21 protein-coding genes are annotated in these 25,827 nt (G+C 59.8%); 5 read left to right on the forward strand and 16 right to left on the reverse strand.

The window, feature by feature from the left end:
- Positions 1-61 precede the first annotated feature (61 nt).
- From N6H05_RS26075 to N6H05_RS26130, 12 genes are all read right to left on the reverse strand, one after another.
- Positions 62-1,174 (reverse strand): NADH:flavin oxidoreductase/NADH oxidase, encoded by a 1,113-nt coding sequence (locus N6H05_RS26075; protein WP_284114468.1) that lies wholly within the window; start codon positions 1,172-1,174, stop codon positions 62-64.
- Between the two features lie 87 nt (positions 1,175-1,261).
- A complete protein-coding gene (locus tag N6H05_RS26080) occupies positions 1,262-2,032 on the reverse strand; it encodes an SDR family NAD(P)-dependent oxidoreductase (RefSeq protein WP_284114469.1) in 771 nt (256 codons plus the stop codon).
- Positions 2,033-2,034: 2 nt separating this feature from the next.
- Complete coding sequence (gene meaB / locus N6H05_RS26085; protein ID WP_284114470.1) at positions 2,035-3,018, reverse strand: methylmalonyl Co-A mutase-associated GTPase MeaB; 984 nt, start codon at positions 3,016-3,018, stop codon at positions 2,035-2,037.
- Positions 3,015-3,431: a cobalamin-dependent protein gene (locus tag N6H05_RS26090; protein WP_278393253.1), complete on the reverse strand. Its 417-nt coding sequence runs from the start codon at positions 3,429-3,431 to the stop codon at positions 3,015-3,017. The genes meaB and N6H05_RS26090 overlap by 4 nt, the downstream gene beginning before the upstream one ends.
- A gap of 12 nt (positions 3,432-3,443) precedes the next feature.
- A complete protein-coding gene (locus tag N6H05_RS26095) occupies positions 3,444-5,120 on the reverse strand; it encodes a methylmalonyl-CoA mutase family protein (RefSeq protein ID WP_284114471.1) in 1,677 nt (558 codons plus the stop codon).
- A gap of 40 nt (positions 5,121-5,160) precedes the next feature.
- Positions 5,161-5,562 (reverse strand): nuclear transport factor 2 family protein, encoded by a 402-nt coding sequence (locus N6H05_RS26100; protein WP_284114472.1) that lies wholly within the window; start codon positions 5,560-5,562, stop codon positions 5,161-5,163.
- 33 nt (positions 5,563-5,595) lie between these two features.
- Positions 5,596-5,997: a nuclear transport factor 2 family protein gene (locus N6H05_RS26105; RefSeq protein ID WP_284114473.1), complete on the reverse strand. Its 402-nt coding sequence runs from the start codon at positions 5,995-5,997 to the stop codon at positions 5,596-5,598.
- Between the two features lie 37 nt (positions 5,998-6,034).
- The gene (locus tag N6H05_RS26110) at positions 6,035-7,813 is read right to left on the reverse strand and encodes an acyclic terpene utilization AtuA family protein (RefSeq protein ID WP_284114474.1); all 1,779 of its coding nucleotides are present in this window, start codon (positions 7,811-7,813) and stop codon (positions 6,035-6,037) included.
- Positions 7,810-9,753 carry an acetyl-CoA carboxylase biotin carboxylase subunit gene (locus N6H05_RS26115; RefSeq protein ID WP_333885257.1) on the reverse strand — a complete coding sequence of 648 codons (1,944 nt, stop codon included), beginning with the start codon at positions 9,751-9,753 and terminating at the stop codon, positions 7,810-7,812. Before N6H05_RS26115 ends, N6H05_RS26110 begins: the two co-directional genes overlap by 4 nt.
- Positions 9,750-10,529, reverse strand: a complete 780-nt coding sequence (locus N6H05_RS26120; RefSeq protein ID WP_284114476.1) for an enoyl-CoA hydratase/isomerase family protein — start codon at positions 10,527-10,529, stop codon at positions 9,750-9,752. The genes N6H05_RS26115 and N6H05_RS26120 overlap by 4 nt, the downstream gene beginning before the upstream one ends.
- A 20-nt stretch (positions 10,530-10,549) precedes the next feature.
- Positions 10,550-12,160, reverse strand: a complete 1,611-nt coding sequence (locus tag N6H05_RS26125; RefSeq protein ID WP_333885255.1) for an acyl-CoA carboxylase subunit beta — start codon at positions 12,158-12,160, stop codon at positions 10,550-10,552.
- Positions 12,161-12,162: 2 nt separating this feature from the next.
- Entirely contained in the window at positions 12,163-13,752 is a 1,590-nt protein-coding gene (locus N6H05_RS26130; RefSeq protein WP_502958987.1) for a class I adenylate-forming enzyme family protein, read from the reverse strand.
- Between the two features lie 335 nt (positions 13,753-14,087).
- Here N6H05_RS26130 and N6H05_RS26135 point away from each other — a divergent pair, with 335 nt between their 5' ends.
- Positions 14,088-14,978, forward strand: a complete 891-nt coding sequence (locus tag N6H05_RS26135; RefSeq protein ID WP_284114479.1) for an alpha/beta hydrolase — start codon at positions 14,088-14,090, stop codon at positions 14,976-14,978.
- A gap of 75 nt (positions 14,979-15,053) precedes the next feature.
- On the opposite strand, the gene N6H05_RS26140 is transcribed toward N6H05_RS26135, so the two are convergent.
- From N6H05_RS26140 to N6H05_RS26150, 3 genes are all read right to left on the reverse strand, one after another.
- Positions 15,054-16,220, reverse strand: a complete 1,167-nt coding sequence (locus N6H05_RS26140; RefSeq protein WP_284114480.1) for an isovaleryl-CoA dehydrogenase — start codon at positions 16,218-16,220, stop codon at positions 15,054-15,056.
- Between the two features lie 61 nt (positions 16,221-16,281).
- Positions 16,282-17,595: an acyl-CoA dehydrogenase family protein gene (locus tag N6H05_RS26145; protein WP_284114481.1), complete on the reverse strand. Its 1,314-nt coding sequence runs from the start codon at positions 17,593-17,595 to the stop codon at positions 16,282-16,284.
- A gap of 9 nt (positions 17,596-17,604) precedes the next feature.
- Positions 17,605-18,690, reverse strand: a complete 1,086-nt coding sequence (locus N6H05_RS26150; protein ID WP_284114482.1) for a phosphotransferase — start codon at positions 18,688-18,690, stop codon at positions 17,605-17,607.
- Between the two features lie 324 nt (positions 18,691-19,014).
- Between N6H05_RS26150 and N6H05_RS26155 the strand changes: the two genes are divergently transcribed.
- Together N6H05_RS26155 and N6H05_RS26160 are read left to right on the forward strand one after the other, a co-directional pair.
- On the forward strand, positions 19,015-19,797 hold the full coding sequence (locus N6H05_RS26155; RefSeq protein WP_284114483.1) for an SDR family NAD(P)-dependent oxidoreductase: 783 nt from the start codon (positions 19,015-19,017) through the stop codon (positions 19,795-19,797).
- Between the two features lie 223 nt (positions 19,798-20,020).
- Positions 20,021-20,569: a TetR/AcrR family transcriptional regulator gene (locus N6H05_RS26160; RefSeq protein WP_284114484.1), complete on the forward strand. Its 549-nt coding sequence runs from the start codon at positions 20,021-20,023 to the stop codon at positions 20,567-20,569.
- A gap of 33 nt (positions 20,570-20,602) precedes the next feature.
- On the opposite strand, the gene N6H05_RS26165 is transcribed toward N6H05_RS26160, so the two are convergent.
- Entirely contained in the window at positions 20,603-22,075 is a 1,473-nt protein-coding gene (locus N6H05_RS26165) for a flavin-containing monooxygenase (RefSeq protein ID WP_284114485.1), read from the reverse strand.
- A 100-nt stretch (positions 22,076-22,175) separates the two neighbouring features.
- Here N6H05_RS26165 and N6H05_RS26170 point away from each other — a divergent pair, with 100 nt between their 5' ends.
- Both N6H05_RS26170 and N6H05_RS26175 read left to right on the forward strand, forming a co-directional pair.
- Positions 22,176-22,958 (forward strand): SDR family oxidoreductase, encoded by a 783-nt coding sequence (locus N6H05_RS26170; RefSeq protein WP_284114486.1) that lies wholly within the window; start codon positions 22,176-22,178, stop codon positions 22,956-22,958.
- Between the two features lie 462 nt (positions 22,959-23,420).
- Entirely contained in the window at positions 23,421-25,778 is a 2,358-nt protein-coding gene (locus N6H05_RS26175; protein WP_284114487.1) for a TonB-dependent receptor, read from the forward strand.
- Positions 25,779-25,827: the final 49 nt, after the last annotated feature.

Raw genomic sequence — 25,827 nt, forward strand, 5'->3', positions numbered from 1 at the left:
CTCACTACCGCTACTTTTGGGGAAAATGTTACGGGAACCCCTTTATCGCAGACGAGCCTCTTCATTGAAACGTACCTGCCATCCCGGAATACCGCCGAAGCCAGTGCGCATAAGGCGCGGGTAGCACCCAGGTGGGCCGGGCTTTTTTCAGTGCCAAGGCTGCAAAGTAGGGATAATGTGGATTGGCGAGATGGGCTTTAGCAACCATAACCAGGTCAAGTTGGGCCTGCTCGACGGCCATATTGGCGACTTCTGGGTCGTCCATGCCCCAAGCGGTTGCGACGGGTAGGCCCGTAGCCTGCCGTACACTAGCGGCATACGGTGCCATGAAGCCTTTTTGCCATGGTATCTTGTTCTCGATTGTCGAGAAGCCGATGCTCACGTTGAGCATGTCGATCCCATGGGCGCGAAACTCCTTTGTCAGTGCGATCGAGTCCGCAAGCGTCTCCTCGTCGCGGCCATCGAATTCGATGACGCCCAAACGCGCGGTGAGTGGCAGATGTGTGGGCCACACCTTGCGAACTTCTTCGAGTGTCTCGATCAGGAAACGCCCACGACCGCGCCATCCGCCGCCATATCGGTCGGTCCGTTGATTGGCATGGACCGAGAAAAAACTCTGCCCGAGGTAACCATGCGCAAAATGCAGTTCGAGCCATTCAAATCCCGCCTCTAACGCGCGCTTGGCCGCCGAAACGAAATCGCCCTTTACGCGCTCGATGTCGTCCAGTGTCATGGCGCGAGGCGTTTTCGGCAGACCGCCCCCGAACGCAATGGCAGAGGGCGAGATCGTTTCCCAGCAACGCGGGTCGTCCGCCGGGATATGGTCGTCCCCTTCCCAAGGGAGATTAGCGCTCGCCTTTCGCCCGGCGTGACCGAGTTGAATTCCAGCCACCGCGCCTTCGGCTTTGATCTCGGCGGCAATGCGCGCCATGCCGTCGATCTGCGTATCGGCCCAGAGACCTGTGCATCCCGGCGTTACACGTCCGTCCGGCGACACAGCAGTCGCTTCCACAATCAAAAGGCCAGCGCCACCGCGCGCAATCGAGGGATAGTGAACCCAGTGCCACCGATTGGTCATACCGTCGATTGCGCTATACTGGCACATGGGCGGCACCGCGATGCGGTTGCGCAGGGTGATGCTTTTGAGCGTGAATGGATCGAACAGAGACGGCATCACATCAGCCTTTGGTTTCTCGCAAAGCATGACAAAAGCGCAAGCGATGTGCGGCGCACGGCCCGCGACGTCGAGCCGCAGCCCTGATCAGGCTACCAGGGCATTCAACGCACCATCGACTACGACGACGGAGCCGTTCATGAACGAACCCGCGTCACTTGCCAGCATGATGACTGGTCCCATGAGTTCCTCGATCCTGCCAAGACGCCGGGCCGGCATTTGCGCGATACGTTCGACCCCAGCCGTGCTCTCGAAGAAAGCCTCGTTCAGTTCCGTCTTGAACCAGCCCGGCGCCAAAGCATTGACGCGGATATTATATTTGGTCAGGTCCACTGCCATAGCGCGCGTGAGTTGGATCACCGCACCCTTCGACGCGCAATAGCTTGCCAGGCCAGGCTGCACGCCCAGTCCAAGGACTGACGCGACATTGATGATCGAACCACCCTTTCCGGCGCTGACCAGCCGCCGAGCGGCTGCCTGACCGACATTCCACACACCGCGAAGGTTGGTGTCGAACACGGCGTCACGAGCGGCCGGATCAATCTTCAGAAAATTGCGCGCATCGGTAACGCCCGCATTGCTGACGATGACATCCACGGTTCCGAATGCCTGCTCCGCAGCATCAAAGGCCCTTTCAATGCTCTCTACGTCGGTGACATCAGCCTGGGCCGCCACCGCGCTGCCCCCCGATTGTTCGATTTCACGGACAAGGTCGTCGAGGCGTTCGGCCCGGCGGGCAACGGCCACCACATGCGCGCCCGCTGCTGCCAATCCCTGCGCTAGGACACGGCCGATCCCGCTCGACGCGCCTGTAACCAGGGCGACTCGCCCCGAAAGCGAAAAAAGGTCAGGGTTCACTTTCAATTCCTCATTTCAGTCAGTGGGTCGGGTCTGGCCAATATGCCTATCGCGGTCCTGGCCCCGTCGTCGCGCGATAAGGTGCCGTGCGCGACGTCTTCGGCTATTTCGTCAAACTGGGGGTCGGACGTGTCCAGCACCATGGCCGCCGCCATTTCGGCCACATCGCTGGCGAGCATCGATCGCGGATTGGTCCGCCTGAATGCCACGACAGGTAGTGCCGACGGAAGTTCAGCAAACCTTGCGTCAATCGCATCAGCAAGCGCCTTCATGCCATCACCGCTCACCGTTGATGCAGAGAGAACGGATCGACGCTCATCATGACCCCGATGATGAAGCATTGCATTCAAGTGCGCGGCGGTTCGAGCGGCGTCCGGCAGATCCGATTTGTTCACCACCAGCAGATCGGCGATTTCCAGTACGCCAGCCTTGATCGCCTGCATCTCGTCGCCCAGGCCCGGTGCACAAACGACAAGCTTGATGTCGGTAAGTTCTGCAACCTCGACTTCGGACTGTCCGGTGCCCACGGTCTCGACGATCACGAGGTCCATCCCGCCGGCTGCCAAAAGGTCCATGACGGACCGCGTGGTGCGCGTCACGCCGCCCAGATGGCCGCGCGTCGCCAGAGAGCGAATGAACACGTCCGGGTTCGCGCTATGTGCGGCCATGCGCACCCGATCGCCCAGGACGGCACCGCCGCTGATCGGGCTGGATGGATCGACCGTTAATATCGCCAGGCGACCGTATCTCGGCAGCATTTCCTGCACGAGGCCGTTGATTAGTGAGGATTTTCCGGCTCCCGGTGGCCCCGTCACGCCCAGCGTTCGGCACAAACTGACCTGACCGCGCACAGCGACGGCCAGTTCAGTCCCGACTGGAGTGCGGTTCTCGATCGCCGTGATGGCACGCGCAATCGCCAGCGGGTCGCGGCCGCGGACCCCATCGAGAAGGGATGCAGCGTCCAGTCCTGAGCACAGACCAGTCAAACCAGTCCCCGATATGCCCGCGCGAGCCGCTGAAAGGTTGCCACGACGTCGGCAAGAGGTGCCCCGCCACGGAATATCTCCCTGACACCGACAGCCTCCAGCGGGGCCACGTCGAAGGGGCGGATGACGCCGCCCACGACCACCGGCAGGTCGCCAACTTCGCGGCGCTGCAACTCGGCGACGATTTTCTGGGTCGTCTCCACCTGGCCACCGGACATGAAGCTGAGTCCGATGATGTCGACGTCTTCCTGAAGGGCGACCGTGACGACGTCTTCGGGCTGTTCATAATCGATCACCACGACTTCCATCGCGGCATCGCGCAATGCCAGTGCGATCGTCGCGATCGCGCGGTCATGGCTGTCGATAAAGCTCTTCGTCAGGAGTACGCGCGGGTTTGGCGCATTATCTTGCATAGTATCAGCTTTCTATTTGTTACGACCGAAAACGTCGTGGAGGATCGCCTGCATCTCGCCGAGCGTCGCATCCGCTTCGGCCGCAGCAACGAGATTTTCCATCACCGATCCGATCGCCCGGCCTTCACTGACATCGACCGCCGCACGACGAAGTTTGTCCAGAGCCTCCGAGCAGCGCGCCGCATCGCGATCCCGGCGATGTCGCTCGATATCCTCAATGGCGAGGCGAGCGGCTTCGGGATCGGGCTGGAACACGGCATATTGCTCGGGCTCGTCGGTAGTGTACTTGTTGACGCCGACCATCGTGCGCGCGCCACTCTCGATTTCCTGGCGCCATTGGTATGCTGCGGCAGACACTTGCTGCTTGACCCATCCGGATTCGATACAGGCTATCAGGCCGCCACGATCGTCGATGTCCGCGATGATTTCGAACACCCGGCGCTCGATCTCGTCGGTGAGCGATTCGATATAGTATGAACCGCCGAACGGGTCGGACACATGGACCGCGCCGGTTTCCTCCGCAATGATCTGGCTCGTCCTGAGTGACAAGGTTACTGCCTCTTCCGTCGGCAATCCGAGCGCCTCGTCATAGGCGTTGATGGTCATGCCATTCGCGCCGGACAACACTGCCGCCAGCGCACCATAGGCGTTGCGGACCAGGTTGTTCAGCGGCTGTTGTACCGTGAGCAGCGAACCCGCAGTCTGCGCATGAATCCGCGCTTGTAGCGAACCGCTCTTCTTGCAGCCGAACCGCTCGCGATTGACCTTGGCGTAGACGCGCCGAAGCGCGCGGGTCTTGGCTACTTCTTCAAAGAAATTCTCGCCGTACCGAACGTGGAAGCCGAACCGGGGCACGACGGAATCCGGCTCGATTCCAAGCTTCACGCACTCCTCGTTGACAGCGATGATCGCGGCGATCGAATAAGCCACGGCCTGGACATTGGTAGCGCCCGCTTCGCAGATATTATGCTCACTGATCGTCAGCGGATTCCAGAGCGGCACATGCTGCGAACAATAGGCTGCAATGTCCGCGACCAGCCGGTAGCTGCCGCGCGGCGAAAAGTTCGTGCCGCCGCTATGGCCGAAGAAATCCCAGATATAGTTGGTGAGGTTGCCACCGAGCGTGTCGAACGCGAAGCCGCGCCTTTTTGCCGCTGCCAGATAGAGCCCAAGCATGGCGGGCGAGCCAGCGTTCAGAACCAGCGAAACGGTGGTCTTGGCCAGGTCTTTGCCGGCGAGAAGCACTTCGTAATCGCTCGCCTTGCAGACCGAGATGCCGCAATCGCCGATGCTGCCGCGCACCCCAGGATGGTCGGGATCATATCCCATCGACGTCGGCATATCGAAAATGAAATTATAGGCTTCGCGATCGAAATAGCCTTTTGATCCGCCTTGTTCCAGCAACAGGTCCATGCGCTCGCGCGTCTGTGCGGGCAGGCCGAAGCCGATGATCTGCAGGTCCATCCACGGCTGATACTGGTAATGGATCGGGTAGATGCCACGGGTGTAGGGATACTGCCCCGGCATTTCCGCCTCATTGCCCATCCGGTCGAGGCCGCCATAGACAGGCTCGACTTCCACGCCCGACCTGTTGCGGGCGACGAAGGAGCGATCCTTGTACCGCGCCGCCACCGTCTGCTGCCAGCGCTCATAGGCGCTGTCTTCTGTCTTTGTGCCTGTGCTGGTCATAGGATTGACGGCTCCATCCAGAGATTGATGCATTGGTTTTTCAAGTTAAGAAAATAGAATTGGTGTGCATCGTATCGAGATATTCCTTGGCCAAGGATATTTTCTCTCCGCGAACATTGAACAAGAAATGATACTCGTTGTTGTAGACACGACCATTGTTCAATTCACCATAGGACTCAACTTCGGCAGCGACAGTATCGCCTTCCGCGATCATCGATCTCAATCGCATTTCAAGGCCGTTTGGTATCTCTCCCAATACGCCTCGCAGGATTGCGCTGATTTCTTCCTTTGTTTTGGGTCCGGCCAATGCGAATTGGTCCGGCTTTCCGCCGACCCACCATGTGGAATCCTCTGTCAGCATGTCGATGACGCCCTCGACGTCGCACTGGCCGAACTTTGCGAGTAATTTGCGGACGACATCCTTGCTCTGTTCTGCTGACATCTTGTTTTCCTTCGACGGTTCAGATCTGTGACTTCATGCCGCGAACACGGACTTCAGGTGGAGGGTGTCATGATATTCCTTCACGGCAGCGATGCGCCCTTCCCGGATCGTGAACAGGAAGTGATATTCATTATTGTATATCCGCCCGTTGGTGATCTCGCCGCGTGCTTCCACTTCGGCTGCGACCTTGTCCCCTTCGCCGATCATTCCGTGGATGCGCATGTCGATCCCGCCGGGGATTTTCGCGCCGATCCCGCGCAGGACGGCGCTGATACCGTCCTTCGTTTTCGGTCCGGCCTGTGGCAGGTCGGTCGGCTTTCCTCCGATCCACCAGGTCGCGTCGTCCGTCAGGCTGTCGATCAGGCCATCGGCATCGCCGGTCCCGAACCTGGCGAGAAACTGTCGCACGACATCCTTATTCTGTTCGATCGACATGATAGGCTCCAATAAGATTGCGTGACAAAGATGATGCTCATGAAGCGAGCAAATCGGACGGCACGGCTATGTCCACGCCAAGCAGTATCTGGGCATAGCCTTTGCCCTGGGGATCATTGCGCAGCGAGGCGATGCCACCGCCGCCCAGTACATCGTAGAGCATGAAGTTCAGACCCTGGATTCCAGGCAGATCGAAGCGTTTGACCTCAGTTGGGGCATAATGGTCGAACAGCTTGGCCACGCGTTCGGGTTGTAGCGCACGCTTGATATAAGGCAGGTATTCGGCCCGCCGCGCGACGATACCGATATTGGCGTGATTGCCCTTGTCGCCGCTGCGACCCCAGGCAAGCGCGATCAGCGGAACTTGGATAAGCTCCGCTTCGTCGATCAACAGGTCCGGTTCGGGCGTGACTGTAACGGCAGCAGCCGGAGCAGCTATCGCAGCGGGCGGTATTAACACATCCTGCCCATCCACATCGGCATGAATCTGCCCGTCGACCAGCATCTTATCCACGGCGATCGAGAACAGGCGGACGAGCGGCATCACCTTTGGCCTATTGCCGCCCATGCCGGTGAAGCCGGGCGCCATAGAAGTACCGGCTGACGTAAACTCGCGAACCAGCATCTCCAGCGCCTTTGGATCGACATGCTTGGCCGCGATCTTCAGCACGACTTCGCGAGCGCCACGCGCCTGGCTGCCGGCACCATAGCTCGATTCGGCACCGAGTATCTCGATTGACGTCTCGGTAAACGGTGCGGCGCCCGCCTGCGTCAGGAGCGATGCAACGCGCGAGACGACCGCTTCTCCGACCTTCGCCGCCTTGCCGGCAGCGGCCTCGCCGATGATCGTCCAGGTCGCTCCCACGCGGTAGCCGTCCTGCCACGTCGCGCTCGCCTTGTACGTTTCGGGTGGTGCGCGTCCGATAGCGCCGGACACCCGCACCCGGTTTTTGCCCGTCTCCTCTATCTTCACCGAGCGCCAGTCGCATGTGACGTCGGGGAGCAGATAGGCCGCCGGATCGCCGATCTCGTAGACAAGCTGCTCGCTGACGGTGCCTCGCGAAATAAGCCCCCCCGTTCCAGCAGGCTTGGTGACTTCAAACGCGCCATCCTCCTCGATCACCGCGATCGGATAGCCGATGTTCGCCCAGTCACTGACATCCTGCCAATCGGTGAACAGGCCGCCGGTGGCTTGTGCGCCACATTCGACGATATGACCGGCGAGCGAGCCGCCCGACAAACGATCGAAATCCGCCAGCGACCAGCCGAATTCATGGATACAGGCTCCCAGCACGGTTGCGCTGTCCACGCATCGCCCGGTAACGACGATGTCGGCCCCGGCACCCAGTGCCGCCGCGATCGGTGCTGCCCCCAGATAAGCGTTCAGGCTCAACAGCCGTGCCGGCATCTCGGCATCGGAAAACATCTCCCGGCAGTCCTGCAATTGCGCCTGCATCGGAAGCAGATCGTCGCCGGTGACGACCCCGACCCGCAGATCGAGGCCCGCATCGGCGATCCGCGCGCGCAGGGCCTGCGCACAGGCGACCGGATTGACCCCGCCGGCATTGGCGATCAGCTTGACGCCCCGCTCTGCGATCTGCGGCAGGTGCCGCGCGGCCAAGGCGACGAAGTCGGTAGCATAGCCCAGCGACGCATCCTTTGCGCGGGCGCGGGCCAGAATCGACATCGTGACCTCGGCCAGATAATCGAAAGATATATAGTCCAGCCCGTCATGCTGGAGCAGTTGGGGCAAAGCGATCGAACTGTCGCCCCAGAAGCCGGAAGCGCCCCCGATACTGATCGTGCGGCGGCTCATGCCGGTTCCCCCTTGATGACGAAGAGTATGTCGCGCGCGCCCACTTGTTGGCCGGCGGTGACAGCGACGGTAGCGACCGTGCCAGAAATCGGCGCGACGATCTGATGCTCCATCTTCATCGCTTCGAGCACGCCAAGCACATCACCGCGGCTCACGGCCTGATCCGGACTAACGCGGATGGAGGTCACCGCGCCGCTCATCGGTGCGCGCAATACGCCGTCGCCCCCCGCGCTCGCCCGCGAGGCGGCCCTATAGGTCATGTCCTCGAACCGATAGGCCCGGCCACCGATGTCGATCGAGATCCCGTCGTCGCTGAACAGATAGACCGCGCGACGCACCAGTCCGTCGATCTCGAACCGGACATGGACATTGTCGCGCTCGACGATCGCGACCGAAGCTACCTCACCATCGACCTCAGCCGACCAGCGGTGTCCCGTCCGGGCGACACGCACATTCATCACGACGCCGTCGCTGCTCAGGCTGATCGGGTGAGCCTGCACCGCATTGGACGACCAGCCTGCCCTTGTCGTTTCCGTAGCCAGGATCGCGGCAAGCCAGATCGCCGCAGAATCGCCCTCGCGCGGCTGGAAACCGTCGCCATAATGTTTGCCGATGAAGGCAGTGGTCGCACCGCCGTCGCGGAACTCGTCGATTGAGAGCGCGTCGAGCAGGAATTCGCGATTGGTCGCGACGCCCAGCAAATGCGTTTCCCGCACAGCCCGGACCAGCCGCCGTAAGGCTTCCTCGCGGTTCGCGCCCATTGCGATGATCTTGGCGATCATCGGATCATAGAACGGACTGATGACCTGACCGGCCACCAGGCCATGATCGACCCTTATGCCCTCACCCGTCGCCGGTTCCCAAACGGTCGCGACGCCCGTCTGCGGCAGGAACTGATCGCGCGGATCCTCGGCATATAGCCGGACTTCAATCGCATGTCCGGTCAGCGTGACATCGTCCTGCGAGAACGGCAGGGGCAGCCCGGCCGCCACGTCGATCTGAAGATCGACCAGGTCGATCCCCGTCACGCATTCGGTCACGGGATGTTCGACCTGAAGTCGGGTATTCATCTCAAGGAAATAGAACTGCCCGTCCCCGCCCAGCAGAAATTCGACCGTACCTGCACCGACATAGTCGATAGCAGCGGCGGCCCGCACAGCCGCCTCGCCCATGCGCTGGCGAAGGTCTTGGTCCACTGCGGGTGAGGGTGCTTCCTCAATCACTTTCTGATGCCTGCGCTGGACCGAACAGTCGCGCTCTCCCAAGTGGACGACCGACCCGAAGGTGTCGCCGAATACCTGTATCTCCACATGGCGGGCATCGACGACGGCACGTTCCAGCAACAGCCGGTCATCGCCAAAGGCGTTCTTCGCTTCCGACCGGGCTGAGGCAAGCGCCGCCGGCAAGTCGCTGCGCTCATGGACCAGTCGCATTCCCCGGCCGCCACCGCCGGCGGATGCCTTGACCATTACCGGATAGCCGATCCGGTCGGCCTCGCGCACGAACAGGGCGTCGTCCTGTTCGTCCCCCTCATAGCCCGGTACGCATGGCACGCCGGCATCGATCATCCGTCGCTTCGATCGCGCCTTGTCGCCCATGACACGGACGGAGTCCGGCAAGGGTCCGATGAAGGTGATGCCCGCATCCGCGCATTGCTCGGCGAAGTCGGCATTCTCCGAAAAAAAGCCGTAACCAGGGTGCAGGGCGTCAGCGCCGGTGGCACGCGCCGCCGCCAGCACCCGCTCGGCGGAAAGGTAGGATTCCCGCAGCGGCCCGCCACCCAGCCGGAACGCCTCGTCGGCTTCCCGGACATGTCGGGCACCCGCGTCCGCGTCGCTGAACACCGCGACGGTCGCATAGCCCTTTGCCTTGGCGCTGCGGATTACGCGGCACGCGATTTCACCGCGATTGGCGATTAGTATCTTGGAAAACGGCTTCATGCGATGGCCCATGCCGGCGCTCTCTTCTGTTTGAACGCCGCAATACCTTCAGCGCCCTCGCCAGCTACGGCATCGGCGAAAACATCGGCTGCGGCCCGTGAAAAATCAGTGATGTCCAAACCCGGCAAGTCGTTCAGCAATGCCTTGGTGGCTGCCAGTGCGTCGGGCGCGCACGCTTGAATTTCGGCGAGGATCGCGTCCAGCCGGGCATCAAGCGCGGCCCGGTCGGTGAACAGTTCGTCGACAAGGCCCAATGCGGTCGCCTGGCCAGCGTCGATCCTGCTGCCGGTCAGCGCAAGGCGGCGTGTCGTCGCGGGGCCAAGACGCGCAACAACGAACGGCGCGATTTGCGCTGCGACCAGTCCCAGGCGCGCTTCAGACAGGGCAAAATTCGCGCCCGGCCCTGCAAGGACGATGTCGGCGCATGTGGCCAGACCCATGCCACCGCCCATTGCCGCCCCCTCTATCACCGCGATCACCGGCTTCGGAAAGGTGTTGAGCGCGCTGTAGATGCGCGCGCCGCGGATCGACAGCGCGATCGTCGCCGCGCGCGGATCGCCGCCACTCCCCGCCAGCGTTCTTCCGCCAAGATCGGCGCCTGCGCAGAAGATGCGATCGCTACCGCGCAGCACCAGCGCGCGGATCGCGGGATCGTCGCGATAGTGCGCGAAAAGCGTTTCGAAATCGGTGAGCAGTGCGTCGGTCATTGCATTGCGGGTGACAGGATCGTCAATGGTCGCGACCAGCGCGCACCCCCGTCGATCGAGGCGCAGCACCGAAGTCTGTGGAATATCGGTCATAGCCGGGCGATCCCGAAGCTGTTTCGGGCCGGTTCGCGCGCATCGCCCTCGCTACAGGTGTCGAGGCAGAAGGCGACGACGCGACGCGTGTCACGCGGATCGATAATGCCGTCATCCCAGATCCGCGCGGTGGCGAACAGCGCCTCGCCCTCGCGGTCATATTGCTTAATCAGCCGCTCCGACATGGCTGCCAGCCCGGCATGGTCTGGTTCGACGCCGCGGGCGGTGGCACTGTCCTCGGCAACGATGGTCAGAACCTTTGCCGCCTGCTCCCCGCCCATCACCGACAGGCGGTTGTTGGGCCATGAGAAGATAAAGCGCGGGCCAAAGGAGCGGCCGCACATCGCATAGGCTCCAGCGCCGAAGCTCGCACCGATCTGGATCGTGATCTTGGGAACCGAAGCGTTCGTCACTGCCTGGATCAGCTTCGAGCCGTGCTTGACGATGCCCGACGTTTCCGCATCCACGCCGACCATGAAGCCGGTGGTGTTCTGGAGAAAAAGCAGTGGCGTTCGCGACTGGCAGCACAGTTGAATGAATTGCGCCGCCTTGGTCGCGCCCTGTGCGTCGATCGGCCCATTATTGCCGATTATGCCGATCTCGCGCCCTTCGATCCGCGCATGTCCGCAAACCGTATGGAGCCCGTAACCCGCCTTGAATTCAGTGAAATCACTGTCGTCAATGACGCGGGCAACCACTTCGCGGACATCATAAGGCTTGCGGTAATCGGTCGAAACGATGCCCAACAGATCATCGCTGTCATATCGTGGGCCAATTGGAGAAGATGCCGGAGTACCGCGATCCCAGCGCAATTTCGCGACGACCTCTCGCGCCTGGCGCAGGGCGTCCGCATCGCTCTCGGCCAGATAGTCGCCGACGCCGGTGACCTGCGTGTGCAATTCTGCGCCGCCCAGGTCTTCGTCCTGAGCGATTTCGCCGGTCGCCGCCTTGAGCAAGGGCGGGCCGGCGAGAAATACCTTGGAGCGACCACGGATCATGATGACATAGTCAGACAGACCGACCTGATATGCCCCACCTGCGGTGGATGAGCCATGCACGACCGTGATCGTCGGGAGGCCCAGCGCAGACATGCGCGACAGGTTCGCGAATGTACGTCCGCCCTCGACAAACATCTCGGCCTGCAGGTTGAGGTTCGCGCCTGCGCTTTCGACAAGCTGAATATAAGGCAGCTTGTTTTCTATCGCGATATCCTGCGCGCGCAGCTGCTTCTTGATGCCCATCGGGTGGGCAGCCCCCCCCTTAATCCCAGCATCGCTCGCGAACACCATCGCGCGAATACCGGACACGAAACCGATTCCGGCAATGGCGCCGCCGCCATAGACGTTATCGACCCCATCGTCGTCGTGCATACCGAAGCCGGCCAGCGTGGAAAGTTCGAGGAACGGCGCGTCGCGGTCGAGCAACAAAGCTACCCGGTCACGCGGCAGCAATTGACCGCGCTTGGCGAATTTGGGGCCAGCCCTCGCTGACGTTGCCCGCACCTTGGCTTCTAGCGCGCGAAACGCTGCGATCAAATCCAGATGCGCAGCATGGTTCTGTCGGGACGCCTCGCTATCGGGGATCGCCATGCTCTCAATGATCGCCACGATCAGTCTCCGAACAGATTGAGGAAGCGGTCGCGCAGTTCGACCTTGCGCAGCTTGGACGTCGCGGTCAGAGGAAGGTCATCCACGAACTGGACCGCTTTGGGCACTTCGTGCGGAGCAAGCGCCGCCCTACAATGGTCGAGAATTTCTTGCGCCCCTGCAGTTGAGCCGGGCTTCAGCATGACGACTGCCACAACGGCCTCTTGCCAGCGTGGATGCGGAACACCGATAGCCGCCGCGTTGCCAATCGATGGGTGTTGCAACAGCACCTGCTCGACCTTGACCGAGGCAACATTCTCCCCGCCGCTCTTTATGATATCCTTCAGGCGATCGACGAACAGCAATTGGCCATCCTCGTCGATCACGCCCAGGTCACCCGTATGATGCCATCCGAACCGTCGCGAATGCGCGGTCGCAGCCTCGTCCTTGTAATAGCCGAGCATGACGTTCGGACCGCGATGCACGATCTCGCCCACCTGGCCTGGAGGAAGCAGGGTGCCGTCGTCATCCATGATCGCCATATCGTTGACGATCGATGGCTCGCCCCAATAATTGCCCTCCTTGAGCAATTGCTGTTCGGGCCGCAGCATCGCTGTGCTGGGGTACATCTCGGTCTGGCCTGATGAAAGCACGAAGGTCGGGCAAAATTCGCTCAACAGGCGACGCAACAACGGCCCCGGCATCGGAGCCATCGCGTAAATGCAGTAGCGCAGCGATGAGAAATCCGTCGTCATGCGGATCGGATGGTCCATCACCGCAGCATACATCATCGGCAATCCGACGAAGAAGCTGACCTTTTCGTCCTCGATCGCCGCCGCCACCTGTCCGGGATCAAACCCGTTGTGCAGCACCACAGTCGCACCGGCGGCCATGAACGTCGTGAAAAGGCAATGCGCCGACACATGAAACAGCGGCAGGACGATGAGGATGCGATCCTTGCGCGTTACCATCCATTCGCCGATGTTGCACATCACCGTCGCGTAAACGGCAAGATTGCAATGCATCACCCCCTTAGGGCGCGACGTCGTCCCACTTGTGTACATGATCATCGCAAGGTCGCGCTCATGTATCGGCAGATCAGGTTCCTTTGGAGAAGCGCTCGAAAGCCTCGTGTCGAAAGCCTCGCCCAATGCCAGCACGGGCGGCGATCCCCCGGCCCCCTCCGGTATCACATTTTGGATATGCTCATCGGCGATGACGAAAGACGCCTCGGTGTGATTGAGAATATAGGCCCTGTCGTCCGCAGCAATCAGCGGGTTTATGGGCACCCAGACCAGCCCGGCCTTGTGCAAGCCGAAGATGACGATGATGAAGTCGATACTGTTGGAACAGATTGTGGCGATCCGATCGCCCGGCTTTGCGCCTTCGTTGCGCAACATGTTCGCACAACGGTTCGCCATCTCGTCCAGCTGGCCGAACGTTATCGTTCTCGACGGGGTTATCACCGCTGCCTTATCAGGAAATCGCCGCGCTGAGCGCCGCAGCAGGTCGCCTAAAGCGATGCGTCCAAGCCCTCCGGTCACCTCGGGCGAAGGTTCCAGCCCACGATCGACCAAAAAATGGACATCGACAGGCGCGCCCACGGGCAGCATTTGCGTCGTTTCAAGGCTAACGCTCACAACCCCTCCTCTACGCTAGTCCCGTTATTGACCCTCAGCGGACATACGACCCTGCTGGCGATCCTCCACGCAGTTCCCGAGCGGCGCAATTGGACAGAGATCAAAGCAGGCATCGACATCCTCTATTCGTCCGTCTTTGCTCTTGGAGAGCGCGGATCTGATTGTCAGGCTATAAGCGTGCCTCTTCGATGGGTCAAGACTTGCTTGCGGCAAGCTAGTGAATTATCGATCGGATCGGCCTTGCCAGCGATGTCGCGGATTTTGCGCGATCGGCATATTAAATAACGTAAGAAACGGAGAGAGCAGCGATGTCTGAAGCACAACTTGAGCAGGTACTGGAGATGATTCGCACAGGGCCAGACCTTTCCGCCCTCGGTCCCGAGAAATTGCGTGAAGCCTATGACGAGCTGGGCGACATTACCCTACCTGACGAGGCGATCGCCTACGAAGCGATAGTAGCGAGCGGTGTCCCATGCGAGGTCGGCGTCTCACCGGGCGCACGCACCGATGCGACGATCGTGTATCTCCACGGTGGCGGCTATGTGTTTGGGTCACGAAAGTCGCATCGCGGGCTGGTTGCGCGTCTGGGCCAGGCTGCGGGCATCCGGACCATTGCACCCGATTATCGGCTCGCGCCTGAGCATGTCTTTCCAGCCGCTGTCGACGATGCATTCGCGGTCTATAAATGGCTGCTGGCTGACGGCACCCCGGCTCACAAGATCGTCTTTGGCGGCGACTCAGCGGGTGCGGGCCTCACGCTGGGCACAATGCTGCGGTGCAAATCCGAAGGCGTGCCGTTGCCAAAAGCCGCGGTCCTGTTTTCTCCCTTTGTGGATATGGGCGTGACCGGCGACAGCGTTCAGGAAAACAAGGATCGCGACCTGCTGGTCAGCTTCGACGGAGCATTCGGTCTCGCAGCGACCTATATGGCGGGCGCGGATTTGAAGTCCCCCGAAGCATCGCCCATATTTGCAGATCTTGCGGGCCTGCCGCCCTTGCTCATCCATGTCGGCGGCAATGAAGCGATCCTCGACGACGCCTTGAGGTTGGCACGGCGCGCCATCATGGCCGACGTTTCGGTGCGCCTGCGCGCCTATCCCAAGCTGCCGCACGTGTGGCAGCTCTATTCCGCAATGCTCGACGAGGGCGAGGAGTCCTTGCAAGAAGCAGGCGCATTTCTCGCAAGCCAAATCGGCTGACGCGACAAACAAGGAGCCGGGCAGGCAACAAGTGCCTGCCCGGCTGTCGATTTCAAATTCAAACCGATGCCATGATCACTGCGCCAGGCGCTCGGCCTCGCCGATCAGTTCACGACCGATCAGCATACGACGGATCTCGTTCGTACCGGCACCGATGTCGAGCAGCTTGGCATCGCGATAGAAGCGTTCCACCGGCCAGTCCTTGGTGTAGCCCGCACCACCGAGCGCCTGGACCGCCTCATTGGCGACCCGCACCGTATTTTCGCTGGCCAGCAGAATTGCGGCGGCAGCGTCGAACCGCGTCGTTCGGCCAGCGTCACAGCTTCGTGCCACGGCATAAATATAGGCGCGGCATGAATTAAGCGCGACATACATATCCGCCACCTTCGCCTGAATGAGCTGAAAATGGCCGATGGGCTGGCCAAATTGCTTGCGCTCCCGCACATAGGGCAGAACGACGTCGAGACAGGCCTGCATGATGCCCAGCGGTATGCCGGCCAGGACGGCACGCTCATAGTCCAGCCCGCTCATCAGCACGCCGACGCCGCCGTTCACCGGACCCAGCGCATTTTCTTGCGGGACTTCGCAATTGTCGAATACCAACTCGGCCGTGGGGGAACCGCGCATGCCCATCTTGTCGATCTTCTGGCCGATCGAAAAACCCGGCATGTTCTTTTCGATGATGAACGCCGTAATGCCCCGACTGCCTTCGCCGGTCTTTGCATACACGACCAGTGTGTCGGCATAGGTAGCATTGGTGATCCAGAATTTGGTGCCGTTGAGGACATAGCCGCTGCTTGTGGCCTCCGCCTTCAGCTTCATCGACACGACGTCGGAACCCGCGCCTGCCTCCGACATCGCGAGACTGCCGAGATGTTCGCCAGAGATAAGCTTGGGCAAATATTTCGCTTTTTGCTCAGGCGACCCCCAGCGGGCAATCTGATTGATGCACAAATTGGTATGCGCACCGTAGCTGAGCCCGATCGCGCCGGACGCACGAGCGATTTCCTCGCACGCTATGACATGTTCCAGATAACCGAGGCCGAGACCGCCATCTTGCTCATCGACGGTGATGCCGTGCAGGCCGAGCTCACCCATGCTCGTCCAAAGCTCGTCGCGCGGAAACCAATCCTCCGCATCGATCCTCTTGGCCAGTGGCGCAATCTTGTCGGTCGCGAAACGGCAAGTCGTTTCGCGGATCATGTCGGCGGATTCGCCGAGATCGAAGTCAAACATCTGCATAAATCGCTCCGAAAGCTGTGAAAGTGTTGGTCTTTGATCCGTTCAGGTTCGACGGCCCCGGTTAATGCGCGCCAGCGTGCGGAGCGGGCCACAGGCTCGCCGCGGCCACCGCATCGGCTTCTTCAAGGGTCAATCCCTTGCCGCCGGAGCCATCTGACTGGCCATCGCCCGCGGCATGGCGACGCAGTTCGAGTCTGGCGATTTGGTTGCGATGGACCTCGTCCGGACCGTCAGCCAAACGCAATATCCGCGCGTTGGCGAACGCTGCGGCAATGAAGTGGTCATTATTGGTGCCACCGCCGCCGAACAGTTGCATAGCCCAGTCGATGACCTGCTGCGCCATTGTAGGCGCTATGACCTTGATCATCGCGATTTCCTGGCGTGCAGCCTTGTTGCCGACAGTGTCCATCATCCACGCGGCGCGCATCGTCAGCAGCCGCGCCTGCTCGATCATGATCCGCGACTGCGCTATACGTTCCAGCGTTACGCTCTGCTCGGACAGCGGACTGCCGAACGCTACCCGTTCAGTCGCTCGTCGACACATCCGCTCCAGGACGCGCTCACTCAGGCCGATGAGCCGCATGCAATGGTGGATGCGTCCCGGGCCTAGCCGTCCTTGTGCGATCTCAAACCCCCGCCCTTCGCCCAGCAGCATGTTGGATGCGGGCACGCGCACATCTTCGAACACGACTTCCGCAGGCCGATCGGGGGTTCCGTAAAATCCGAGCATAGGTAGGGCACGGACGACACGGACGCCCGCAGCATTGCGCGGCACGAGTATCATCGACTGAGCCTTGTGACGATCCGCGAGAGCGTCACCGGTTCGGCCCATGAAGATGAAGACGGCGCAGCGGGGATCTGTGGCGCCGGACGTATACCATTTCCTGCCATTAATGACGTAATCGTCACCGTCGCGGACGATTTGAGCAGCGATGTTCGTCGCATCGGAGGACGCCACCGCCGGCTCGGTCATCGCAAAGGACGATCGGGTTTCACCTGCCAGCAACGGCTCGAGATAGCGCGCCTTCTGTTCTGCCGTGCCGTAGCGCAGCAATGTTTCCATGTTGCCGGTATCGGGTGCGGAGCAGTTGAATATCTCGGGCGCAAACAAGGACCGGCCCATCACTGCACATAGCGGGGCATATTCGACATTGGTCAGCCCGTCCTCGCCGTGACCAGCGGGAAGAAAGAGATTCCATAATCCTTCCGCCCGGGCGCGCGCCTTGAGCTCCTCGATGCCGGGATAGATCGCCCATGGACCCAGCCGTTCGGCATCCAGATACAGATCGCGTTCTATCGGATAGAGATGGTCCGCCATGAACGTCTGCAGGCGCTGCTGCAATTCCAGGCTTCTGGCGCTTTGAGTGATATCCACGCTAATTCCTTACAATGCTGGAGCGCCGGCCCGGCGCGCTTGCTCCCAAGCCAGTTCGGCTAGTTCCGGAAGGGCCTTCACACGTTCGGCAGCGTCGGGCGAAGCTGCCGTTCCCCTGACCAGACGGCCCTTGATCCCGTGGAAAATTGCTGCGATCCGAAAGAAGGAAAACGCCACGAAAAAGTCATAGTCCGCAGTGTCCGCGAGCCCGACGCGCTCGGCGTAAAGCGCCAGATATTCCTTCTCGGAAGGGACGTTCAGCTTAGCAATATCCTCGCCTGCCAATCCGGCAACGATGTGACTGGGCATGCGATACATGGTTGCATGATAAGCGAAGTCCGCCAGAGGGTGACCCAGCGTTGCCAGTTCCCAGTCCAGAACCGCGACGATACGCGGTTCCGTCGGGTGAAAGATCATATTGTCGCAGCGAAAATCGCCATGGACAATTGCCGCCCTGGCCTCGTTTCGCGGTCGGGCATGTTCGAGCCAGTTGATCAGCCTGTCCATGTTCGGATCGCGGCCAGCGGCGGTATCGGCGATATATTGTTCGGAAAGCCGCTTTATCTGCCGCTCGACATAGCCGGTCGGCCGACCGAAGCCATCAAGGCCGATTGAGGCGGGTTCGATCGCATGGAGGTCTGCAATCGTGGTGTTCATCGCCATGAAGTAATCGGATCGATCGCTGACCCCGACGTCGGGAAAGGTAGCGTCCCAGAAGATGCGCCCGTCGACCAGTTCCATCAGGTAGAACATCGTGCCGATCACGTCGGTATCGAGACACACCCCGAATATACGGGCCACCGGAACGCGGGTATCGGCCAGCTTGCCTTGCACAAGAGCCTCCCGATCGACGGCATGCGCCCCTTTCAGGAGCACACCGGAGGGTTGCCGCCGCAGCACATATGACCGCTCGGGCGTGGTGACGAGATAGGTGGGGTTTGATTGTCCGCCGCGAAATTGCCTGACGCTGATGGGGCCATCATGCCCATCCACATTCTCGCTCATCCAACGCGCGAGGCCTGATTCGTCAAACTGTTGGGCTTCCCGGACAGGAATGATGCCTGCATGCACAGCCGTATTTGCAAGTTCAGCCACCTGGAAATCCTCTCTCATCCCGACACTTTCAGTCGTTGCCTCGCTATGTATCTTGCTTGCTTGCGTCTAGCAAGATACATAGCGAGGCAACAGCATTTTTCGGCACCATGGTAGGAAGTAGTGCGTCGGGCAGGAGTTTATAGGTCCAAGCCTGTCGAGCGAACTATCTCATTGCGCGAGATAGATGCTGGTTATTGCTTGATACAATCAAATGGAGCGCGCCTTGGAGGCCGTCGTTGTGGGTCAAAGTCGTACGCCATTGGCCCTGACCTTTTGCCCGCACTATCGCAGCGCAACCCGCGAATCTAGGATGAGGAAACCAGCATGAAAATTTCAGGATGCGCGGCCGTCGTCACGGGCGGAGCAGGTGGCCTGGGTGAAGCAACCGCGCGTGCACTGGCGGACGCCGGTGCCAAGGTCGCGATCTTCGATGTCAATGCGGTATTGGGCGCGCAGGTTGCTGCGGCCATCGGAGGCATCTTCTGTCAAGTCGATGTCACCGATGAGACGTCCGTTGCCGAAGGATTTGTTAAGGCTCGTCAGGCTCACGGGCAGGAGCGCATTCTGGTAAATTGTGCCGGAACCGGCAGCGCCTTCAAAACCGCGTGGCGCGCCCGTGAAACGGGGGAGATCAGTCATTTCCCTCTCGATGCGTTCCAGAGGATGATACAGATCAATCTGGTCGGCACGTTCATCTGCATTGCCAAATCGACAGCAGGGATGCTGGCGCTGGAGCCATTCGAGGAGGACGCCGCCCGTGGCGTTGTGGTGAATACGGCGTCCGTCGCCGCCGAGGATGGGCAGGCCGGCCAGGCAGCTTATTCTGCCGCCAAGGCCGGGATCGTCGGAATGACGTTGGCAATCGCCCGCGATTTCATGATGGACGGCATTCGCGTTAACACCATTTTGCCCGGCACTTTTGACACACCGCTGCTTCATTCCGCCCCTGAGGCAGTCAGGCAGCGATTGATTGACAATGTGCCTTACCCCCGGCGGATGGGCCACCCGGCCGAGTATGCCAGCCTGGTGCTCGAAATCTGCCGCAATGCCTATTTGAATGGCGAAGATATCCGGCTGGATGGCGCATTAAGAATGCCGCCGCGGTAAAGTCACACGGGACGCGCGGCTTTGAAGCATCTTCAGCGCGCAGATTCACATTCCTTGCGTCAAACAAGTGAACGAACTAAGGTCGCCTTCACCGTTTAACGAGGATTGAAGAGTGGCGACATCGCGGCGATTGCAACCGGAGACGACTATAGCAGTAAAGCGGCGACGCCTCACACAGGCGGAGCGTACATCCATATCTGACGGCAGGATGCTGGATGCCGCAATGACGCTTGTCGCCGAGCGGGGGACACAGAGCACGACGTTGCGGGAGGTCGGCGAGCTTGCCGGATACAGCCGTGGCTTGGCCAGCAATCGCTTTGGTTCCAAGGATGTCTTGTTTGCGGAGCTGATCGACATCTTTAACAAGCGCTGGAAAAGCGAGTTGCGCGCGTTTGTGGGCAGCAAGACCGGCCTGGACGCCTTTTCGGCGTCGGTCGAAAGCGGCATTCATTACCTCACCGAGAACAGCGACTATGTCCGGGCGATGTTCATTCTCTATTATGAAACAGTAGCAAGCAGTACTGTCATGCGCGAACGACTGGCCGAGCAGCACGGCGCCTACCGGCGCGCGGTCGAACGCTATATTCGCGAAGGAATAGAGGATGGCACGATCAGGAAGTCAGCTGTGCCGAGCCGGGTCGCACTTCAGTACACGTCGTTTTTCTTCGGCCTTGTATACCAGTGGCTGACCAACCCCGACAAAGTCGATTTCAAAAGTGCCCTGCATGATTTTCGTGATGCGATCATCGCGCTCATCGGTGAGCCGCGTTGATCGCATCGACAAGAACAGGCACAACCGCCCTATTCACCTTGCCAGCTTGAACTCCTCATAACGTGGCTCGCGCAGTATCTCACGATATGCGTCAGGCGTGCCGGTCCAGGTCTCTGGCATGCCGTTTTCGTCCATATACCAGTTCGTGCAACCCGAAATCCATATTGTCGACGGTACGGCGGACTTCACCTTCTGCAAAAACTCGTCCAGAGCCTCCGGCTTTGCTTCGATCGAGTGGTATCCGTTCTCCGCGCAGAATTTGATAACCTTGACGATATGGTCGACGATCGCTTCCGAATAGGCGATCGCGCTGAAATTGCCTCGCGGCGAATGCGGGCCGCCGACAAGCATGAAATTCGGAAAGCCCGGAACATGCACAGAAAGGTGAGCGCCGGTCTGCCCTTCCCACACCTTGGTCAGCGATTCGCCGCGGGCGTTGGTCAGTTCAATCGGGCGATGATAGGCTCGTGCGTCGAACCCGGTGGCGAAGATGATGACGTCCAGTTCGTGCAGGCGGCCGGATTGATCGACTATGCCCTGCTCAGTCGCGCGAACGATGCCGTCGCGGACGATCTCGACATTGGGCCGTGATACCGCCGGGTAAAATGCAGTCGACATCACCATGCGCTTGCACAGGGGTTCATCGGGCGGTGTCAGCTTCCTGCGCAGTTCCGGGTCTTTGATCCGACCTAGATGCCATTTGCACATGCTCGACAAGAATTTACGCTGCCACCCATTTTTGATGACCGCCTCGGCGAACACATGCTCGAAAAACCAGCCATAAAATCTTCCAGCAGCGCGTCCGATCCAGGGCATCGCACGGACTATTTTCCGCTCCATATCGCCAAAGCGGCGGTTGGGCAGCGGAAATATCCATTGTGGCGTCCTGATGAACGCCGTCAGATCGACACCCTGGTTGGCGAGCGCTGCAATCAACTGAGTACCGGTTGACCCACTACCGATCACGCCCACGCGCTTGTCGCTGAGATCGATGCCGTCCATCCATTGGGCCGAATGAAACTTGGCGCCCTCAAAGTCGTCCAGCCCCTCGATCCTGGGAAATGCGGGGACATGAAGTGGTCCGGTCGCCGCGACGAGGAAATCGACTGTGTCGAGATGCCCTTCGACCGTTTCCAGATGCCACTTCCGGCCATCGAACCTGCACCCGGTCACCTTCGTGCCGAAAACAATATCTCGCCGCAGATCATATTTGTCGGCGACCTTGAGCATATATGACTGGATTTCTCCACCCAGTGCGAGCCGGTGGCTCCAGCCCGGATTATGTTCGAACGAGTAATTATAATGGTGCGCCGGCACATCGCAGGCGACGCCCGGATACCGATTCTCGCGCCATGTGCCGCCGACCTCGTTCGCTTTTTCATAGATGACGATGTCGTCAAGCCCGGCTTCCCGCAGCTTGATCGCCTGCATCATGCCTGCAGCACCGGCGCCGATAATCGCAGTGCGCGGGCGATATGCGGCTTTTCCATTCCGCGCTTCACCCATTGCCGGGCCTCCAGCTATGTCGCTTTGCATTGACCTCTCCACTTGTTTGTCACACGCTAGTATCTTCACAGCGATCTGACAAGATGATTGGACACCTGCAATGAGTTCGTTAGCCCGCGTCGGCGGAAAGAAAGCACTGGTAACCGGTGCCGCGCAAGGATTGGGCGCTGCCTCCGCACAGATGCTCGCACGACACGGCGCGCAGGTCCTTTTGACCGACGTCAACGAGGCAGGGGCGCAGCGGGTAGCCGAGTCCATCAATATCGAAATGGGCAAAGAAGTCGCCTGGGCGGCCCGCCATGACGTGACCAGCGCCGATGACTGGACGGAAGCGCTCGACCAAGCCGTTCTGCTCATGGGTGGCGTGTCTGTACTGGTGAACAATGCTGGTCTGGTAATGACAGGCTCTGTCGAAGATCTTGAACTCGATCAATGGCACCGCGTCATGCAGGTCAACACGGACAGCGTCTTTTTGGGGTGCAAGATTGCGCTGCCATATCTGCGTGACAGCCAGCCCGGCTCGATCATCAACCTGTCGTCGATGGCGGGGTTGATGGCTTCGCCCAACCTCGCTGCCTACAACGCTTCCAAGGCCGCTGTCTGGCTGCTCACAAAATCGGTTGCACTGCTCACAGCAAAACGCGGCTGGGATATCCGTTGCAACTCGATCCACCCTACATTCATCCGTACGCCGATGCTCGATATCTTCCGGGGAGACCGGGAAGAAGCGGCCATGCTGGAACGACTTGCGCGCCAAGTGCCGGTGGGAAGACTCGGCGAGCCCGACGATGTGGCATACGCCGTCCTGTACCTCGCGTCGGATGAAAGTCGTTTCATCACTGCATCCGAACTCAAGGTGGATGGTGGCATTTCAGCAACATAATTCGCTTCGTAAAATACTTGCTTGCGGCTAGCTAGCTATATAGCTACACGTGAGAGACCTTCAGCGCAGATTGAAGTGGAGAGGATGATTGGACAGCGATGCGCCTATTGCCGCAAAGGCAACGATCATGCGGGACTGGCGGCCTCATGCACATTCTCCCGGCGAGCCACGCCCCCCGAAAATATCCGGAGGGCATGATTTGTATCTGGAAATTAAAGTGTGGGCGTGCCGAACAGCCGTATTATCTGGTCCACCCAAGGTTTCTTGCAGGTCGCACTCGCCCCTTTACGGCAATCCTAGAAAACAAACTGATAAGCAGAGCCGTAATTCTATCGGGTTAAACTCATTTCGGCGCAGCATGATTCCGGGTCCGGTGCATCGGTATTCTCACCAGGCACATGGCATATTTTCTCTTCATGAGATCCAAGCAACAATATCAAATATAAACTAGGGAGAGGTTGAATGAGCCTTGTTAAGCACGCGCTATTGGGCGCCAGCCTCACTACTATGGTCATTGCCAATCAGGCATATGCTCAGACCGCTGCTCCTCCTGCAGGTGCCGCGGTGGCCGATATCGTCGTCACAGCCAACAAGCGCGAGCAGCGTCTTAATGATGTCGGCATCACCGTTGCGGTTCTTTCAGGCAATGCGCTCCAGCGCCAGCAGATCAACTCGCTGGCCGATCTCGCCAATGCCACTCCAAGCCTGTCTTTCACCAACAGCGCAAACGGCACACCCGTCTACACTCTGCGCGGCGTCGGCTTCTACGAGACATCGCTAGGCGCCTACCCCACGGTCAGCACCTATGTCGATGAAGCGCCTCTGCCCTTTCCTGTTCTCTCCTCACACTCGGCATATGATCTTGAACGGGTCGAGGTGCTAAAGGGACCGCAGGGTACGCTTTTTGGACAGAATGCGACGGGCGGCGCGATCAACTATATCGCAGCGAAGCCCACCAGCGAACTCCATGCGGGCGCCAATGTTTCATATGGTCGTTTCAACGAAGTTGTCGCCGACACCTTTATCAGCGGCCCGATCTCTTCGACATTGAAAGCCCGCCTCGCGGGTCGCGTCGAACGCGCCGACGGCTGGCAGGTGAGCAATTCACGCCCCGGCGACCGCAATGGCAAGGTCCGCAATTATATGGGTCGGTTGCTGATCGACTTTCAACCGACCGACCGCCTTCGCTTCGGCCTCAACGTCAACGGGTGGAAGGACAAGGGCGAAACCCAGGCGCCGCAATATATCGCCTATCAGTATCAGGCGCCTGCCTTCGTCACGCCCGCACTCGTAAACTCGCAATTTTCACCAGAGAAGCCGCGTGCGGCGGACTGGACCCCAGGCGTGCCCCGGCGCGACAACCGGATGGGTCAGATATCGCTTCGGTCCGAACTTGATCTGACGGACGACATTACCGTTACGTCGTTGACCTCCTACGTCGATTACAAGCAGCGTCAGGGCAACGAGGGCGATGGTTTGCCCATCCGCACGCTCGATCTGCCCCGTGATGACGGTCGCATCAAGAGTTTCAACCAGGAACTTCGCATTTCCAACGCCAGCAATTCGAGCTTTCGTTGGGTCGTCGGCGGCAATTATGAGCGCAGCAAGGTGTTTCAGGTCCAGGACCTGACCTTTCCGGATGTATCCGTGCGTGGCCTTTACGGCACTTTCGGATATCCCTTTTCTTCGTTGTCCTATTACAACGATCAGAAAATGCGGAATTATGCCGGTTTCGCCAACGCCGAATATGACATCGGCAAGCTGACGATCAAACTCGGCGGTCGATACACAAAATCACGGACTGATGCCAACGCCTGCAACTACGACCCGTCGGGCGATCCGCGCAACACGGGTCCGTTGTTCTTCGACGTTCTGCTTGGTGGCGCGTTCGGTCCCTATAACGGCCAATGCTATCAGATCAACAATCTGCCAATGGCGGTCGGGGGCGTAAATCCCGGATCCCCCGGCGCTTATGTGAGTTCGCTCAAGCAGGACAATTTCTCCTGGCGCGTTGGCATCGACTGGAAGGCCAGTCCCGACGTGCTGATCTATGCAAACGTGGCGAAGGGCTACAAGACAGGTGGTTTCCCGGTGCTTTCGGCCTCCTTGTTCAGCCAGTATCTGCCCGTAACCCAGGAATCCGTTCAGTCATATGAGGGGGGCATCAAAGCGACGCTGCTGGATCGCACGCTTCAGTTGAACGCTTCTGTTTTCTATTATGATTATACCGACAAACAGCTGCGTTCAAAGTTTGTTGACCCTAACTTCGGCATTCTCGACGTACTTCAGAATATTCCCAAGTCGGAAGTTAAGGGTTTCGAGCTTGAAATGAGTATTAGACCGACGCCTGGTCTGGTCGTCAACAACACATTTACCTATCTGGATGCGAGTATCAAACGCTTCAGTGGCATTAATGCTGCGGGCGTAGCCGCGAATTTTGCCGGCGCGAGCGTCCCCTACACGCCTAAGTTCCAGATCGGCAGCAATATCGATTATGATTTCCCGCTTACGAGCAGTCTGAATGGATTTATCGGCACAAGCGTGAACTTCCGCTCGAACACGGTCGCGACCATCGGTGGGGAGATCAACCCTCCTGCGGCTGCGCCACAGTCGAAGAGGATCTTCGGGGTCGCCGATTACACGCTGGTCGATCTGCGTGCAGGCATTGCGGCACCCGACGACCGCTGGCGCGTTACGATCTGGGGCAAGAATGTGTTCAACGAATATTACTGGAACAACGTCGTCGCCGCGTTCGATACGATCGGTCGCTACGCCGGCAAGCCTGCCACTTACGGCGTGAGCGTCGCCTTCCGCTACTAGGTTTTTCTCGTCCACAGGCCGCGTCTCTGCTGCCTGGCGAGATGCGGCC

It is taken from the genome of Sphingobium sp. WTD-1 (genome assembly GCF_030128825.1).
In the GTDB taxonomy this organism is placed as follows: Bacteria; Pseudomonadota; Alphaproteobacteria; order Sphingomonadales; family Sphingomonadaceae; genus Sphingobium.

Coding starts and splice junctions, on each gene's coding strand:
- N6H05_RS26105 (WP_284114473.1), bottom strand. CDS start 5,997: ATGTCGATCGAACAGAATAAGGATGTCGTGCGACAGTTTCTCGCCAGG.
- N6H05_RS26100 (WP_284114472.1), bottom strand. CDS start 5,562: ATGTCAGCAGAACAGAGCAAGGATGTCGTCCGCAAATTACTCGCAAAG.
- N6H05_RS26155 (WP_284114483.1), top strand. CDS start 19,015: ATGAAAATTTCAGGATGCGCGGCCGTCGTCACGGGCGGAGCAGGTGGC.
- N6H05_RS26115 (WP_333885257.1), bottom strand. CDS start 9,753: ATGAAGCCGTTTTCCAAGATACTAATCGCCAATCGCGGTGAAATCGCG.
- N6H05_RS26110 (WP_284114474.1), bottom strand. CDS start 7,813: ATGAGCCGCCGCACGATCAGTATCGGGGGCGCTTCCGGCTTCTGGGGC.
- N6H05_RS26135 (WP_284114479.1), top strand. CDS start 14,088: ATGTCTGAAGCACAACTTGAGCAGGTACTGGAGATGATTCGCACAGGG.
- N6H05_RS26160 (WP_284114484.1), top strand. CDS start 20,021: ATGACGCTTGTCGCCGAGCGGGGGACACAGAGCACGACGTTGCGGGAG.
- N6H05_RS26175 (WP_284114487.1), top strand. CDS start 23,421: ATGAGCCTTGTTAAGCACGCGCTATTGGGCGCCAGCCTCACTACTATG.
- N6H05_RS26090 (WP_278393253.1), bottom strand. CDS start 3,431: ATGCAAGATAATGCGCCAAACCCGCGCGTACTCCTGACGAAGAGCTTT.
- N6H05_RS26140 (WP_284114480.1), bottom strand. CDS start 16,220: ATGCAGATGTTTGACTTCGATCTCGGCGAATCCGCCGACATGATCCGC.
- N6H05_RS26130 (WP_502958987.1), bottom strand. CDS start 13,752: ATGCTGCCCGTGGGCGCGCCTGTCGATGTCCATTTTTTGGTCGATCGT.
- N6H05_RS26165 (WP_284114485.1), bottom strand. CDS start 22,075: ATGGGTGAAGCGCGGAATGGAAAAGCCGCATATCGCCCGCGCACTGCG.
- N6H05_RS26170 (WP_284114486.1), top strand. CDS start 22,176: ATGAGTTCGTTAGCCCGCGTCGGCGGAAAGAAAGCACTGGTAACCGGT.
- N6H05_RS26095 (WP_284114471.1), bottom strand. CDS start 5,120: ATGACCAGCACAGGCACAAAGACAGAAGACAGCGCCTATGAGCGCTGG.
- N6H05_RS26075 (WP_284114468.1), bottom strand. CDS start 1,174: ATGCCGTCTCTGTTCGATCCATTCACGCTCAAAAGCATCACCCTGCGC.